Origin of the sequence: Exercitatus varius, from assembly GCF_029577735.1 — a bacterium.
Lineage (GTDB): Bacteria > Pseudomonadota > Gammaproteobacteria > Enterobacterales > Pasteurellaceae > Exercitatus > Exercitatus varius.
The window spans coordinates 26,995-41,881 of sequence record NZ_JARQTO010000010.1 but is presented as its reverse complement, the minus strand read 5'-3'; the positions used below and the strand labels follow the sequence as shown (position 1 = coordinate 41,881).

15 protein-coding genes and 1 tRNA gene are annotated in these 14,887 nt (G+C 46.9%); 15 read left to right on the top strand and 1 reads right to left on the bottom strand.

The genetic code is table 11. The annotated features are described in order from the left end of the window. The first annotated feature begins 74 nt into the window (after positions 1-74). From P7M01_RS08195 to bioD, 11 genes are all read left to right on the top strand, one after another. Positions 75-2,000, top strand: a complete 1,926-nt coding sequence (locus P7M01_RS08195; RefSeq protein WP_317483541.1) for an ATP-dependent DNA helicase — start codon at positions 75-77, stop codon at positions 1,998-2,000. Positions 2,001-2,007: 7 nt separating this feature from the next. Next, a complete protein-coding gene (gene tsaB / locus P7M01_RS08190; RefSeq protein WP_317482573.1) occupies positions 2,008-2,721 on the top strand; it encodes a tRNA (adenosine(37)-N6)-threonylcarbamoyltransferase complex dimerization subunit type 1 TsaB in 714 nt (237 codons plus the stop codon). A gap of 139 nt (positions 2,722-2,860) precedes the next feature. Further along, a complete protein-coding gene (locus P7M01_RS08185; RefSeq protein WP_317483515.1) occupies positions 2,861-3,385 on the top strand; it encodes a Slp family lipoprotein in 525 nt (174 codons plus the stop codon). A 39-nt stretch (positions 3,386-3,424) separates the two neighbouring features. Continuing rightward, positions 3,425-5,113 carry a long-chain-fatty-acid--CoA ligase FadD gene (gene fadD / locus P7M01_RS08180; RefSeq protein ID WP_317480506.1) on the top strand — a complete coding sequence of 563 codons (1,689 nt, stop codon included), beginning with the start codon at positions 3,425-3,427 and terminating at the stop codon, positions 5,111-5,113. Between the two features lie 71 nt (positions 5,114-5,184). Next, the gene (gene rnd / locus P7M01_RS08175; protein WP_317483514.1) at positions 5,185-6,342 is read left to right on the top strand and encodes a ribonuclease D; all 1,158 of its coding nucleotides are present in this window, start codon (positions 5,185-5,187) and stop codon (positions 6,340-6,342) included. After that, positions 6,342-6,929 carry a VOC family protein gene (locus P7M01_RS08170; protein WP_317483513.1) on the top strand — a complete coding sequence of 196 codons (588 nt, stop codon included), beginning with the start codon at positions 6,342-6,344 and terminating at the stop codon, positions 6,927-6,929. The genes rnd and P7M01_RS08170 overlap by 1 nt, the downstream gene beginning before the upstream one ends. After that, positions 6,926-7,243, top strand: coding sequence for an LPS-assembly lipoprotein LptE (locus P7M01_RS08165; RefSeq protein ID WP_202937749.1), 318 nt, complete (start codon positions 6,926-6,928; stop codon positions 7,241-7,243). Before P7M01_RS08170 ends, P7M01_RS08165 begins: the two co-directional genes overlap by 4 nt. Before the next feature lie 26 nt (positions 7,244-7,269). Continuing rightward, on the top strand, positions 7,270-7,731 hold the full coding sequence (locus tag P7M01_RS08160) for an outer membrane lipoprotein (RefSeq protein WP_202937748.1): 462 nt from the start codon (positions 7,270-7,272) through the stop codon (positions 7,729-7,731). 163 nt (positions 7,732-7,894) lie between these two features. Beyond that, the gene (locus P7M01_RS08155; protein ID WP_317483512.1) at positions 7,895-9,442 is read left to right on the top strand and encodes a peptide ABC transporter substrate-binding protein; all 1,548 of its coding nucleotides are present in this window, start codon (positions 7,895-7,897) and stop codon (positions 9,440-9,442) included. Between the two features lie 104 nt (positions 9,443-9,546). After that, positions 9,547-10,854, top strand: a complete 1,308-nt coding sequence (gene hemA, locus P7M01_RS08150) for a glutamyl-tRNA reductase (RefSeq protein ID WP_317481428.1) — start codon at positions 9,547-9,549, stop codon at positions 10,852-10,854. Positions 10,855-10,943: 89 nt separating this feature from the next. After that, positions 10,944-11,672 (top strand): dethiobiotin synthase, encoded by a 729-nt coding sequence (gene bioD, locus P7M01_RS08145; protein WP_317483511.1) that lies wholly within the window; start codon positions 10,944-10,946, stop codon positions 11,670-11,672. Between the two features lie 36 nt (positions 11,673-11,708). Here bioD and P7M01_RS08140 read toward each other — a convergent pair whose 3' ends face one another. Beyond that, the gene (locus P7M01_RS08140) at positions 11,709-12,260 is read right to left on the bottom strand and encodes a DUF1439 domain-containing protein (protein ID WP_317483510.1); all 552 of its coding nucleotides are present in this window, start codon (positions 12,258-12,260) and stop codon (positions 11,709-11,711) included. A 107-nt stretch (positions 12,261-12,367) separates the two neighbouring features. Between P7M01_RS08140 and P7M01_RS08135 the strand changes: the two genes are divergently transcribed. The 4 genes from P7M01_RS08135 to nusA all read left to right on the top strand — a co-directional run bounded on the left by P7M01_RS08135 (position 12,368) and on the right by nusA (position 14,881). Beyond that, entirely contained in the window at positions 12,368-12,490 is a 123-nt protein-coding gene (locus tag P7M01_RS08135; protein WP_202937743.1) for a lipoprotein, read from the top strand. A 64-nt stretch (positions 12,491-12,554) separates the two neighbouring features. Then, a tRNA-Met gene (locus P7M01_RS08130) sits at positions 12,555-12,631 on the top strand. A gap of 232 nt (positions 12,632-12,863) precedes the next feature. Then, positions 12,864-13,319, top strand: a complete 456-nt coding sequence (rimP, locus tag P7M01_RS08125; protein WP_317475166.1) for a ribosome maturation factor RimP — start codon at positions 12,864-12,866, stop codon at positions 13,317-13,319. 26 nt (positions 13,320-13,345) lie between these two features. Further along, on the top strand, positions 13,346-14,881 hold the full coding sequence (gene nusA, locus P7M01_RS08120; RefSeq protein WP_317477700.1) for a transcription termination factor NusA: 1,536 nt from the start codon (positions 13,346-13,348) through the stop codon (positions 14,879-14,881). Positions 14,882-14,887 lie beyond the last annotated feature (6 nt).

The following is a 14,887-nucleotide window of genomic DNA, read 5'->3' as shown; positions in this document are numbered from 1 at the left end:
TCTATTTTCCGGAGCAAAATCTGATACAATCACGCCCTAAATATTATGCCAATATTATGCCGAAACGGAACAGAATGGTAGAACAACAGCAAATAATTCAGGTTTTTTCCGATAACGGAGAATTAAGCCGCTATATAAAAGGTTTTCGTCCCCGCCGGGAACAGTTGGAAATGGCAACTGCGGTCGGAAATGCGATTGAATCTAAAGGCGTATTGGTGGTGGAAGCCGGCACCGGCACCGGTAAGACGTTTGCATATTTGGCTCCTGCGTTATTGGCAAAAAAGAAAACCATTATTTCTACCGGTTCGAAGAATTTACAGGATCAACTGTTTAATCGCGATTTGCCGGCAATCAAAACGGCGTTGGGTTATTCCGGCAAAATCGCCTTATTGAAAGGTCGGGCGAATTATTTGTGTCTGGAACGGTTGGATCAGGTGATTGCTCAAGGCGTGTTGGGCGATAAATCGGTGCTGGCGGATTTGTCTAAGGTGAGAGCGTGGAATAATTCCACCCAAACCGGCGATTTAAGCGAATGCACTACCTTGCCGGAAGACAGTCCGATTTTTCCGCAATTAACCAGCACGACGGAAAGTTGCCTCGGCAGCGATTGCCCGAATTATAACGATTGTTATGTGGCGTTAGCGAGAAAACGGGCGTTGGCGGCGGATTTAGTGGTGGTGAACCATCATTTGTTTTGTGTCGATATGGCGGTGAAAGAAAGCGGATTCGGCGAATTAATTCCCCATGCGGAAGTGATTATTTTTGACGAAGCCCATCAATTGCCCGATATTGCCAGCCAGTATTTCGGACAATCGCTGACTTCGCGCCAGCTGTTCGATATTTGCAAAGACATCCAAATTGTCTATCGCACCGAAGTGAAGGATATGCAACAACTCGGCGTGGCGGCGGAGCATTTGATGAAAATCGTGCAGGATTTCCGCTTGCTGTTGGGGGAAGGCAATCAGCGCGGCAATTTACGCGAATTATTTAGCCAAAGTGCGGTCAAAAAAGGCTTCGAATTTTTAACGGAAAAATTGGATTTTACGGCGGAAGTGATCAAACTGGCGCTAGGGCGTTCGCAAACGCTGGACAGTATTTACGAACGCATTGCCGCCGTCAAATTGCAGCTTCACCGCCTGTCGGATCTTTCGGTGACGGGGTATTGTTACTGGTATGAAACCTTTAACCGCCAATTCGGTTTGCATATTACGCCGTTGACGGTATCGGACAAATTCGGCGAGAAAATTAGCGAACGGGATCGCACCTGGATCTTTACTTCCGCCACTTTGGAAGTAGGCGGAACCTTTGACCATTTTTGCCGGCGATTAGGAATTCGGCAGGCGGAACAAAAAGTGTTGCAAAGCCCGTTTAATTATCCCGAACAGGCGTTATTATGCGTGCCGCGCTATTTGCCAAGCAGCAATCAGGAACACACCCTCGTGCAGTTGGGCGAAATGTTGCTGCCGGTGATTGAAGCCAACAAAGGGCGTTGTTTTGTCCTTTGCACTTCATATTTTATGATGCGCGGATTAGCGGAATATTTCCGCGAACACAGCCGGCTTTCCGTTTTGTTACAGGGCGAAACCAGCAAAGGCAAACTGCTGGAACAATTTGTTCAGGAAGAACACAGCGTGCTGGTGGCGACCTCCAGCTTTTGGGAAGGTGTGGATGTGCGCGGCGATGCGTTATCGTTGGTCATTATCGATAAACTGCCTTTTACTTCGCCTGACGAACCTTTATTAAAAGCTCGCATTGAAGACTGTAAGTTACAGGGCGGCGAGCCTTTCAGCGATATCCAGATTCCTGAAGCGGTTATCGCGCTGAAACAGGGCGTCGGGCGCCTTATCCGCGATGTGACGGACAAAGGCGCGGTGATTATTTGTGACAGTCGTTTGGTCAATCGGAATTATGGCGAGACCTTCTTAAAGAGTCTGCCGAACGCCAAGCGTACCCGCGATTTAAAGAAAGTGATAGAATTCTTACAACAATTACAAAAATAGCAATATGATGAAAAATTTAACCTTGTTGGCGTTGGATACGTCAACGGAAGCCTGTTCGGTCGCATTATTGCATCAAGGCGAAAAAACGCATTTGGACGAAACGGCGCAACGAAGCCACACCAAACGTATTTTGCCGATGGTGGATGAAATTTTAGCCGCTTCGGGCATTCGTTTAAATCAGGTGGATGCCTTAGTTTTCGGGCGCGGCCCGGGCAGTTTTACCGGCGTTCGCGTCGGCACGGGCATCACGCAGGGATTGGCGCTGGGAGCCGATTTGCCGGTGATCGCGGTGTCGAATTTAACCGCTATGGCGCAGGCGGCTTACGAAAAACTGCAGGCGACGAAAGTGCTTGCCGCCATTGATGCGCGGATGAACGAAGTGTATTTTTCCTGCTTAAAAGCGGAAAAAGTGCGGGAGAAATTCGGCGAGTTTTTGCAATGGCAACCCGTCATCAGCGAACGGGTTTGCTCGCCGGAACGGGTGGCGGAACAGCTTGCAAAGCTTGATGACGATTGGCAAACCGTCGGCACGGGCTGGGCGGCATATCCGCAATTAGCCGGCTTAAACCGCCAATCGGGCATTGATTTGCCTTCCGCTCAATATATGTTGAGCTTGGCGATCCCCATGTGGCATCAAAAGCGGCTACTGAACGCGGCGGATATCGAACCGGTTTACCTGCGTAATGAAGTGACATGGAAAAAATTGCCGGGACGGAGTTAACGGCGGGTGGATTTTTTTCGTTATCGGTAAGATAAGGAGAAAGTATGAAAAACGGTATGAATATTGGGTCTGCAACGAACGGCACGATTCGGTTTTTTGTCCCTGTGGCGGGTGCGAAAAAAACGTTGCTTTTTNNTTTTTGACCGCACTTTTCCTGGCCGCCTGCGTTTCACCGCCGCAGGGATTGGAAAAAGACGAATTTACCATTCAGCAACTCAACAAAATTGAAGCGGACGATTATACTTGCCGCTGCCGGATTGTGCGTTTGGGCGGTAAAATTCTGTCGGCTCAGGCGTTAAAAAATCAAACCAAAGTGGAAGTTATGAGCCTGCCGGTAAGCGGTTTTTCGGCCAAACCGGTGTGGGACGGGCCGACGGACGGGCGCTTTATTGCTTATCTGCCCGGTTTTGTGGATCCGGAAAGCCTGAAAAATCAATACATTACGGTGAAAGGCCGGTTAACGGGCCAAGAACAGGGTAAAATCGATCAGGCGGATTATGCTTTTCCGGTGGTGAGTGCGGCGGCGTTTAAGCGCTGGCAACTGACGCAGGAATATTATTATGATCCTTATTGGGACGATTTTTATTACGGATTCGGTCCGAGATGGGGATATTACGGCGGTTTCTGGCATCGGGAACCGAGAGTCCGCACCATATTGCGATAAATAGAACAAAATTAAAAGTAAAGGGACGTCGAGTTATCTATGGAAAAATTGTGGTATCAGAATTATCCGGCAGGTTCGGATACGGAAATTGATACAAAAAAATATCGTAATCTGTTGGATATGTTTGATAAAGCGGTACGCGAGCATCCGGATCGCCCCGCTTATATTAATATGGGACAGGTTTTAACCTTTCGTAAACTGGAAGAACGCAGCCGCGCTTTTGCCGCTTATCTGCAGAACGAATTAAAACTGAAAGCCGGTGAACGCGTGGCGTTGATGATGCCCAATTTACTGCAATATCCGATTTCTTTATTCGGGATTTTGCGCGCCGGGCTTATTGCGGTGAACGTCAACCCGCTCTATACTCCGCGCGAACTGGAACATCAGTTGCAGGACAGCGGGGCAAAAGCCATCGTAGTGGTTTCCAATTTCGCTTCGACTCTGGAAAAAATCGTGTTTAATACGGAAATTAAGCATGTGATTCTGACCCGAATGGGCGATCAGCTTTCTTTCGGTAAGCGTACGCTGGTGAATTTCGTGGTGAAATACGTGAAAAAACTGGTACCGAAATATAAATTACCTCATGCGGTAACGTTTCGCGAAGTGCTGAGTATCGGCAAACAACGCCAATATGTGCGTCCCGATTTGGAACGTGACGATTTAGCCATGCTCCAGTATACGGGCGGCACCACCGGCGTGGCGAAAGGTGCGATGTTGTCTCACGGTAATTTGATTGCCAGTGTGATGCAGTGTGCATGGATTGCCATTCCTTTTATCGGCGATCGTTCGCGTCAGCGTAAAGCGATTCTGCCGTTGCCGCTGTATCATATTTTTGCTGTCAGCGTAAATTGTCTGCTGTTTATCGAGCTGGGCGTGACAGCGGTGTTAATTACCAATCCGCGGGATATTGACGGCTTGGTAAAAGAAATGAAAAAACACCGTTTTGTCGCCTTTACCGGTGTGAATACTTTGTTTAACGCCTTGTTGAATAACGAAAATTTCAAAGAAGTGGATTTTTCCGCGTTGAAATTAAGCGTGGGCGGCGGTATGGCGGTGCAGCAAGCTATTGCAACCCGCTGGCATGAATTAACCGGTAGTAATATTATCGAGGGTTACGGATTAACCGAATGTTCCCCATTGGTGGCGGCATCAAACGTGAACAGCCTGGTGCACGACGGCAGTATCGGTTCGCCGGTACCGAATACGGATGTGCGCATTGTTACCGAAGCCGGTGAAAACGCGCCCTTGGGCGAATCGGGCGAACTTTGGGTGAAAGGCGAACAGGTGATGAAAGGTTACTGGCAGCGGCCCGAAGCCACCGCCGAAGTGCTAAAAGACGGTTGGCTGGCGACCGGCGATATTGTGACCATGAATGAAAAAGGCGTTATGCGCATTGTGGATCGCAAAAAAGACATGATTTTAGTTTCCGGCTTTAATGTTTATCCGAATGAAATTGAAGATGTGGTGATGCTGAATTATAAGGTCGCGGAAGTAGTGGCGGTGGGCATACCTCATCCCGTTTCGGGGGAAACCATTAAAATTTTCGTGGTAAAAAAAGATCCGGGACTGACCAAAGAGGAATTGAAAGCCCATTGCCGTCAGCATTTAACCGGTTATAAAGTGCCGAAGGAAATCGAATTTCGCGACGAACTACCGAAATCCAATGTGGGCAAAATATTGCGACGCGTGTTGCGCGATGAAGAAATCAATAAACGAATGAAAAATTAACCAAACATGCACGTTTCCGAACGTGCATTGTTATTTAAGTGATTGTAAAACGAAAAACCTTGAGATAATAAATGATCAAAGAAATCCAGAATTTACCGAGTTTTCATCTTATTACCGGCGATGATGCGCTGAAAACCGCATGCGAACGGGCGCAACGGAAAAGTGCGGTCGCGTTGGACACCGAATTTATTCGGGTCAGAAGTTATTACCCCAAATTAGGACTGATTCAGTTATACGACGGCGACCAAGTAAGCCTGATTGATCCCACGACCATTACGGATTTTTCGCCTTTTATCGCTTTGCTGGCGGATACAAACGTCATCAAAGTGCTGCACGCTTGCTACGAGGATTTGGAAGTGTTTTCCTGTTATTTTCAGCAATTGCCGCAACCGATTGTCGATACGCAAATCATAGCGGGATTTTTAGCTTTTCCGAATTCCACCGGATTGGCCACGCTGATCCGGCATTATTTCGCTTTGCAAATTGACAAAGACGCCACGCGCACCGACTGGCTTGCCCGTCCGTTATCGGAAAAGCAATTACGTTATGCGGCGGCGGACGTGTGGTATTTATTGCCTTTGTATCGGAAAATGGCGGCGGAATTGGCGCAAACCCGCTGGCAAAGTGCGGTCGAATTTGATTGTCATTTATTGCTGGAAAAACAATTACGGGAAAAAGATGCGGAATCGGCTTACTTAAATGTGCCGAACGCGTGGCGACTGGAACCGCAAGCTTTAATGCGGTTGAAATTACTGGCGAAATGGCGCCAGGAAGAAGCGGTGAAGCGCGATCTTGCCCTCAATTTTGTGGTGCGCAACGAAAGTTTATGGGCGGTAGCAAAAAATGCGCCGCAGCATATGTCGGCGTTGTCGGAGTTGGGACTTCATCCGCACGAAATTCGTATTCACGGTAAAAAAATGCTGAATTTAGTGGCGCAAGCGGCGGAACAACCGGAGCAGGCTTATCCCGCCGCTATTCGACGATTGTCGGAAGATCCTCGTTATAAATCCGCTTTAAAGGCGTTACAGCAAAAATTAAAAGCCGTTGCGCCGACGGATTTGGCGCCGGAAATTATTGCCGGCAAGCGAAGTCTGGAAAGCTTAATGAAATGGGTTTGGCTTAAAGGCAAAAATCCGGATAAATTACCGGATTTATTACGGGGCTGGCGGGCCGAATTCGGACGCGAATTGTTGAATGTTTTAGATGAAATAGCGGAGAACGAAAGCTGATGGATGCGTCAAATCATAAAATCTTTCAAAATTCTCCCGCACTTTATCGGGAATATCAGGATTTTGAACGGAAAATTCAGGCGTTAGCGACTGAAATACGGGTAAATTTAACGGATTATGCGATTGATCACCTCGCGCTGCGGGTAAACTCATCGGAGATGGGGCAAAACTGGTTGGTGCGGCTGTTAAAGTGCGGTACAATTTTAGCGGATAATTTGGTTAACGGAAGGGTGATTTACCTGATTCAATTAGACGAACCCCTGCCGTTTTTGCACCAATTTGTCGACGTTATTGAATTGCCATTCCCTAAGGATAAAATTTATCGGTATGAAACCTGGGAACACATTGAGTTTGTGCTGCCGTTTTTGGCGAAAGAATCGACAAACGAGTGGATAACGCGGGTTCAATCGGTATTTTTATGGAACCAATTCGACCGTTTAACTATCAAAGTGAGTGAACCTAAGGCGGAAGGCGAGCTATTGCCCAATCCTTCTATTGCGGTGAGTTTGAAAGATAGCCTTCAAAATCATACGTCGATTAAAGTTCACCCTTACTCTATTAAGAAAATTGTCGGGGTTTTCGAATGAAAAAAATGACTTTAGCGTTTGTCGTTCTGGCGACATTAGGTTTAACGGCTTGTTCAAGCCAACAAGATAACGGTTATAAAGGCACTGTTCTTTTTTCTTCTAATGAAGGCGGTGAGTTAAAATTAACCGTTAGAAAAGATAATTGTGAAGCGGCTCAACGCGCAACGGCTTCGGAAGATGTGGTGGTTGCGCAAAAATACGATTCCGATTTGGTCGTGGGAGCTTGTGTACGTGTTTACGACGATAACAAAGTACGTAACGTTTCCCGTTCAATGTCTCATGCAACCTTGTCAAGAGCGAGCATTGTGTACTAATTAACTTATTTAAGGTTAGCAATAAAATGAAGAAAATCACATTAGCGTTAGCGATTTTAGTCGGTTTAGGCGTTACAGGCTGTGCCAATACGGATATATTCAGCGGCGACGTTTATACCGCCGATCAAGCGAAAGAAGCGCGTTCAATCAGTTATGGCACGATTGTATCCGCCCGTGCGGTAAAAGTTCAGGCCGATAACCAAGGTGTGATTGGTACGGTAGGCGGCGGCGCGCTGGGCGGTATCGCCGGTTCAACCGTCGGCGGCGGTTCCGGTCGAGCCGTTGCCAGTGCAATCGGTGCGGTTGCAGGCGCCGTTATCGGTAGCAAAGTGGAAGAAAAAGCCAGCCAGGTCGATGCTTTGGAACTGGTGATTAAAAAAGACGACGGTAATGAAATCGTGGTGGTACAAAAAGCGGACGCCAGTTTAAAACCGGGTGCCCGCGTGCGTATTGTCGGCGGTTCCAAACTTAACGTTTCCGCGCTTTAATTGCTGACGTGACAATTTGAAAGGCTTTTGATACGCTATCAAAGGCCTTTTCTTTTGGGAGCTTGCTTGGGGGATTGTCCGCTTGTCCGGTATTAATTTTATGCAACGTATTTGGTGTTTTATTTCACGACGGCTTTTTTCATGGAAAAGTGCGGTACGTTTTTTGATAGTTTTTTTTACGGCTTGCGCTTTATCCGCCTGTGAACCTTTGTCGCAATTCGCTCGAAAATTATCCGGCATAGAAGCCAACCGCCAAGCCGAAATGTCACAAGCGGCTTTTCCGTCGCCGGCACGGACGCAGGATCAGCTGATTCGCGGCGTATACGGCGAGCTGACTTTGGATGTGCTGAGCATGAACAATGTTGAACAAGCGGATTTTTTGCGGGATTTACTGGAAGGTTTAGTGATTTTGGACGCGCAGGGCAATATTTTACCGGGCGCGGCCGAAAGTTGGGAAAGCCAAAATGATAAACTTTGGCGCTTTCACTTACGTCCGCAGGCAAAATGGTTGAACGGCGAACCGGTGCTGGCGCGGGATTTTGTGGACAGTTGGCGGAAACTTGCGCAGTCCGATAGCCCGTTAAAGAATTATCTTTCCTATATTAATCTGTTGAATTCGCAAGCCGTCATGGCGCGACAATTATCGCTGGAGCAGCTTGGCGTGCGGGCGGTGAATGAGAACGTTTTAGAAATCGAGCTGGATAAACCGACGCCGTATCTGCCGAAAATGCTGGCGCATGCGGCGTTTTTACCGACGCGGGGCGATATGCCGACGGAGTTTTTGAGTAACGGCGCTTATAGATTTATTCGCAAGCAGGGCAATCGGATTTTCCTGAATAAAAATCCCGCTTATTGGAACGAAGCCAATGTGGCTTTTCAATCGGTGGTTTATGAAAAAATATCGGACGACCAATCGCCGGATTCGGTTGATTGGCTTGAATCGCCGAAAAATACCTCGCAGGCTACTTATTTTCCGACGCTTTGTACTTATTTCTATCAGTTTAATCTGCGGGATGCCAAATTGAGTCAACGGGCGGTCAGAACGGCGCTGGTTTCGATGATTTCGTCCCAGTATATCGTGCAGAATGAACATTTGCCGGCCTGGCCGTTGAGTGATTTTTTGCCGCGTCATATGCAAACGGAACAAAACCAGGAGTGGCAGCCGAGCGTTGTGGAAGCGTTATTGCAGCAAGCCGGCATTTCGGCGGAAAACCCGTTACATATTACCTTGACCTATGATCGCGGTTATCCGCAGGAAAATATTGCAAATCGTTTAGTCCGCACTTGGTCTCAATCCGAATTGATTCATGTCACGCCGGAACCGGTTTCTTTCGCCGCCTTGCTGGAGAAACAGGCAAAAGGCGAGTTTCAGGTGATTCGTTCGGGATGGTGTGCGGATTATAACGATCCTTCCGCTTTCTTTAACTTGTTGCACGGGCAATATCCGGATAATAAAACGGGCATTGACAATGCGGAAATTAATCAATGGCTGGAACAATCGCTTACTACAAAAACTGAAGCGGAACGGACCGCACTTTATCAGAAAATTCAACATTTAGTGAAGCAGGAACGCTATTTTTTACCTTTATATCAGGCTCAGCGAGCGGTGTATATCCATCCTTCCGTCCGCGGATTTGATGTGAATAACCCGACATCGGCGGTGTATAGTAAAGATCTTTTCCGGCGTACGGGATTACCTAATCAGAGGTAATCTGCCGACTGCAATTTGCTCCCGTTATTCGAATTGATTAGAATAACGGGATTTTTACAGCGTAAGCGATTTCGAGGAGTGCGCCCTGTCGGCGATTCAACAAAATGACAATTTTAGTGCTTGGTATCAATCATAAAACCGCAACGGTTGCGTTGCGTGAAAAAGTCGCGTTTTCGGAAGAAAAACGACTATCGGCATTGAACCAAATCGAAGAACTGAAATTGGCACAAAACGCCGTGATTCTCTCAACCTGTAACCGCACCGAAATTTATCTGCATAATAAATTTATCCAACCCGAACAGACCGCCGCATGGATTGATGAATGCGTAGTGTGGTTTGCGGCAATTCACCGAATTCAATTAACCGACTTGCAGGATTGCCTGTATTTTTATCAGAACCAACAGGCGGTGATGCATTTAATGCGTGTGGCCTGCGGTTTAGATTCCCTGATTTTGGGCGAACCGCAGATTCTGGGCCAGGTGAAACAGGCTTATCAGCTTGCGGAAGCATATTATCAGGCGCAGCATCAGAACGGACAAAGTGCGGGCATTTCCAGCGAACTTTCTCGCTTATTCCAAAAAACCTTTGCTACCGCAAAACGTGTGCGTACCGAAACCAATATCGGTGAAAGCGCGGTGTCTGTCGCCTATGCCGCTTGTAGTCTGGCGCGTCAGATTTTCGAAAGTTTGCGTGAGTTGACTATTCTGTTGGTCGGTGCCGGTGAAACCATTGAGTTGGTGGCGCGTCATTTGTTGCGTCACGGTGTGAAAAAACTGGTGATTGCCAATCGTACGCGGGCACGGGCGGAAGTCTTGGTGGAAAAGCTGGAACCGGCGTCTATTGAGGTATTGTCGTTATCCGAATTGCAACAGGGCTTAAATCAGGCGGATATCGTTATTTCTTCAACAGGCAGCCCGACCGCGCTGATTTCTTACGAAATGATGAAACAGTCACAAATTCGGCGTCGTTATCGACCCGTTCTGATTGTGGATATTGCGGTGCCGCGCGATGTAGAAGAAGACGTTGCCAAGCTGGACAGCGTGTATCATTACACGGTGGATGATTTGCAAAATATCATCAGCCACAATTTGTCCGAACGGGAAAAAGCTTCCGAACAGGCGGAAAGTATCATTGCCGAGGAATGCCGGGAATTCTTTGAGTGGTTGAAAATTCATCAGGCATCGAATCTTATTCGCGCTTATCGTGAGAATGCGGATCAAATTCGCCGCGAATTGCTGGAAAAAGCGCAACTTTCCCTGTCTCAGGGCGAAAGTGCGGACAAAATTTTGGAAGAATTTAGTAGCAAGTTAATGAATAAATTGCTTCATTCGCCGACCCGGGTGATGCAAACCATGGTAAAACAGGGAGACAGCCAAGGGTTGCAACATTTCTTATCCGTTATTGAAAAATAATTAACGGTAATCACGCAAACTTTGCGTCAGCTCAATATTTTCCTCGATTAATTCACGTAGAATTATCCCCTATAAATTTAGGGGGAAATATGCGTACTTTTTTTGTTACCGGAACAGATACAAGCGTGGGCAAAACCATTTGTAGCCGTGCCATTATTCAGGTACTGCAGGAAATGGGCACGCAAATTGTCGGTTTTAAACCTATCGCCTGCGGACAGGACGAACCCGTGTACGCGGATTCATTGGACGATCCGAAAAACGATTATGGCGATGAGGACAATCGCGACGTATTGGTTCTGCAGAATTCCACAAAAGAAAACGTGTCTTATCGCGATATTAACAGTTATACCTTTTTGCAAACCGTACCGATGATTACGGCGGAAAAGGGGCGTATTAAACTGGATAAAATTGATCAGGATTTGGCGCGTTTAACGGCAACTTATGACGCCGTGGCGGTGGAGGGATCTTTCGGTTGGCTAAGCCCGATGAATGAACGGTTTACCTTTGGCGATTGGGTGGCGAAGCACAAGATGCCGGTAATTGTGGCGGTAGGAATTAAAGAAGGCTGTATCAATCACGCTTTACTGACAGTGCAATCTATCGAAAATATGGGATTACCGGTATTAGGCTGGATTGCAAACCGGATTAATCCGGGGTTAGGTCATTATGCGGAGATTATTGATTTACTCAGCAGTAGAATTGCGGCGCCGTTGTTGGGATGCATTCCTTACATTCATAAGCCGGAAACCCAGGATGTAGGAAAATTCCTCACTAACGTCGAACAACTGCGCCACATTAAGGCATTGTTAGCTAAATAATATCGGATGTTGACCGTATTGGCAGTCTACAATGTTTTATAAAACGCCGGCATCAAGCACCAGACGTCCTTTTTCCACTCGAATGCCTTTGGCAAAGGTTTTAATCAGTACATCGCGGGGCTTGGTGTCATCCAGCGTATAGATAGGAATAGTACTCATCAACGCGGCCACGCTTTGACTGATAAACGGCATGACGCCCTGTAATTGCTGCATATAGCTGTCCGGTTCGCCGGACCATTTCAGAATACGGATATCTTTCAGATAAACGGAGCCTTTTTCCGCATCGTAGTAAGGAATGGTGTCGATGGTCATGGCCAGTTTACCGGCCATTTGTTTTTGCTGAATACCCAAAATACCGTCCACAATGCCGCTGATTTCCACGCGATCTTTATCATTTTGGCCGATTTTAGTGGTTAAATCCTGCAACTTATAATCTAAGGAAAACAATCCGGGAAAGCCTACTTTATCGCTAATATCGGATTTTTTCGCCAGATAAGCGTTGATTTCTTCTTCGCTGATGGAAAAAGCCTGGGTAAATAACGGAAAACAGCATAAACTGAGCAAAAACAGGCGAATAAATTTCTTCATATATATGTCTCGTTTGATGGTAGCGAAGCGCTTCGGACGGCGTGAAAACATATGAATCCGCCGTTCAACTTCGTGAAAAAATCTGTCATTAATTTTGGGATAAATCAATGAAAAAAGTCATTTTGGTGTTTCTTTTGACCGCACTTTTGTCCGGTTGTTCCGTATCTGGCGGATTCGGTGCCAATAACGGAGGGGCCGGCGTCGGGATTGGTACGGGCATAAATTTTTAACAAAAAAAATAATAAAAACTTGCTATGACCTGAATTTTATGTATAATACGCCCCATATTTCGGACGCGGGGTGGAGCAGCTTGGTAGCTCGTCGGGCTCATAACCCGAAGGTCGTTGGTTCAAATCCGGCCCCCGCAACCACTTCTCATCGGATTGAGAAGGAAATAAAGGTTCAGTGAAACCCAAATTTGAAATTTGGGTTTTTTTGTACGTAAAATTTGGAAATTTTCACTGGGCTTTACGCCCTTTTTTTATGTCTGGAATCCGCATGAAACCGTTATAGGTGGGATTTTCTCGACAAAAAACATCACAAAAATTGACCGCACTTTTATGGTTAAGCGATGAACCCGCAGGTTCGTCTTACGGAGAATAAATGGCAACATTAGAACAAAATTTACAAGAAATGCTACAAGGTTCGGTGGAAGACTTAGGCTTCGAACTTTGGGGGATAGAATGTCAGCGTGCCGGCCGTTTTATGACGGTACGTTTGTTTATCGATAAAGAAGGCGGCGTATCTGTGGACGATTGCGCAGACGTCAGCCGTCAGGTGAGTGCGATTCTGGATGTGGAAGATCCGATCGCGGATAAATACAATCTGGAAGTTTCTTCGCCGGGATTGGATCGTCCGTTGTTTACTTTGTCTCAATACGAACGTTTTATCGGTGAAGACATTGCGCTTCATTTGCGTATTCCGATGTCAGATCGTCGCAAATGGCAAGGTAAATTGGAAAAAATTGAAAACGATATGGTGACGTTAATCGTCGACGGACAACCGCAGGTTTTTGTTTTCGGCAATATTCAAAAAGCCAATATCATTCCAAAATTTTAATCATTGTTAACTGGGTAATTAAATAAATGAGCAAAGAAATTTTATTAGCGGCGGAAGCCGTATCAAACGAGAAAGCGTTACCGAAAGCAGTAATTTTTGAAGCGTTGGAAGCGGCGATTGCGCTTTCGACCAAGAAAAAACACGCGCAAAAACAGGAACGTTTGGGCGTGGATAAACCTTCTGAAATTGACGTTCGCGTAGCGATTGATCCGAAAACCGGCGAATTTGATACTTTCCGTCGCTGGACCGTTGTGGAAGAAGTGGTGAATCCGACGCGCGAAATTACTTTGGAAGCGGCGCGTTTGGATGATCCGAATATTCAACTCGGCGATGTTGTTGAAGATCAAATCGAATCCGTGGCGTTCGATCGTATTACCATGCAAACCGCCCGTCAGGTGATCAGCACTAAAATCCGTGATGCGGAACGCAGCAAAGTGGTGGAACAATTTATTAATGAAGAAGGAAAAATTGTTATCGGCACGGTAAAAAAAGTGAATCGCGAAAATATCATTCTTGAGTTGATTGGCAACAAAGAAGATCCGGCAAAAGCCGAAGCGGTGATCATGCGCGAAGATATGATTCCGCGTGAAAACTTCCGCCCCGGCGATCGCGTACGCGGCGTGCTTTATAAAGTCAGCCCGGAAAGCAAAGGCGCACAATTGTTCGTGACCCGCGCTAAACCGATTATGCTGGAAGAATTATTCCGCCTGGAAGTTCCGGAAATCGGCGAGCAAATTATCGAAATTAAAGGTTCCGCCCGTGATGCGGGTTCCCGTGCAAAAATTGCGGTGAAATCCAGCGATAAACGCATTGATCCGGTAGGCGCCTGCGTAGGCATGCGCGGTTCTCGTGTGCAGTCCATTACCAATGAGCTCGGCGGTGAACGTGTGGATATCGTGCTTTGGGACGACAATCCGGCACAATATGTGATTAACGCGATGGCGCCGGCGGACGTGAGTTCCATCGTAGTGGATGAAGACAATCATTCCATGGATATTGCGGTGGAAGCGAGCAATTTGGCGCAGGCAATCGGTCGTAACGGACAAAATGTTCGTCTTGCCACCCAATTAACCGGCTGGACGTTGAATGTGATGACCACCGAAGAATTAGCGCAAAAACATCAGGCGGAAGATAACAAAATTTTAAATCTGTTTATGACCGCACTTGAAATCGACGAAGATTTCGCACAAATCCTGGTGGACGAAGGTTTCACTAAATTAGAAGAACTGGCTTACGTGCCGGTGAGCGAATTAACGGCGATTGACGGTCTTGAAGACGAAGATTTAGTGGAAGAACTGCAAACCCGCGCAAAAGACGCCATTACGGCAGCCGCACTGGCGGAAGAAAAGGCGTTGGAAAATGCACAGATTGAAGATCGTTTACTGAACCTGGAAGGAATGGAACGCCACATTGCATTTAAATTGGCGGAAAAACAAATCACCTCTCTGGAAGCGCTTGCCGAACAAGGCGTAGACGATTTGGCGGACATTGAAGAATTGAGTCCGGAAAAAGCGGCAGACTTAATTATGGCGGCTCGTAATATCTGTTGGTTTGGTGAGTAATAGGAG

Coding starts and splice junctions, on each gene's coding strand:
- P7M01_RS08135 (WP_202937743.1), top strand. CDS start 12,368: ATGAAAAAAGTCATTTTGGTGTTTCTTTTGACCGCACTTTTGTCCGGT.
- P7M01_RS08160 (WP_202937748.1), top strand. CDS start 7,270: ATGAAGAAAATCACATTAGCGTTAGCGATTTTAGTCGGTTTAGGCGTT.
- nusA (WP_317477700.1), top strand. CDS start 13,346: ATGAGCAAAGAAATTTTATTAGCGGCGGAAGCCGTATCAAACGAGAAA.
- P7M01_RS08170 (WP_317483513.1), top strand. CDS start 6,342: ATGGATGCGTCAAATCATAAAATCTTTCAAAATTCTCCCGCACTTTAT.
- P7M01_RS08195 (WP_317483541.1), top strand. CDS start 75: ATGGTAGAACAACAGCAAATAATTCAGGTTTTTTCCGATAACGGAGAA.
- P7M01_RS08165 (WP_202937749.1), top strand. CDS start 6,926: ATGAAAAAAATGACTTTAGCGTTTGTCGTTCTGGCGACATTAGGTTTA.
- tsaB (WP_317482573.1), top strand. CDS start 2,008: ATGAAAAATTTAACCTTGTTGGCGTTGGATACGTCAACGGAAGCCTGT.
- rimP (WP_317475166.1), top strand. CDS start 12,864: ATGGCAACATTAGAACAAAATTTACAAGAAATGCTACAAGGTTCGGTG.
- rnd (WP_317483514.1), top strand. CDS start 5,185: ATGATCAAAGAAATCCAGAATTTACCGAGTTTTCATCTTATTACCGGC.
- P7M01_RS08140 (WP_317483510.1), bottom strand. CDS start 12,260: ATGAAGAAATTTATTCGCCTGTTTTTGCTCAGTTTATGCTGTTTTCCG.
- bioD (WP_317483511.1), top strand. CDS start 10,944: ATGCGTACTTTTTTTGTTACCGGAACAGATACAAGCGTGGGCAAAACC.
- fadD (WP_317480506.1), top strand. CDS start 3,425: ATGGAAAAATTGTGGTATCAGAATTATCCGGCAGGTTCGGATACGGAA.
- hemA (WP_317481428.1), top strand. CDS start 9,547: ATGACAATTTTAGTGCTTGGTATCAATCATAAAACCGCAACGGTTGCG.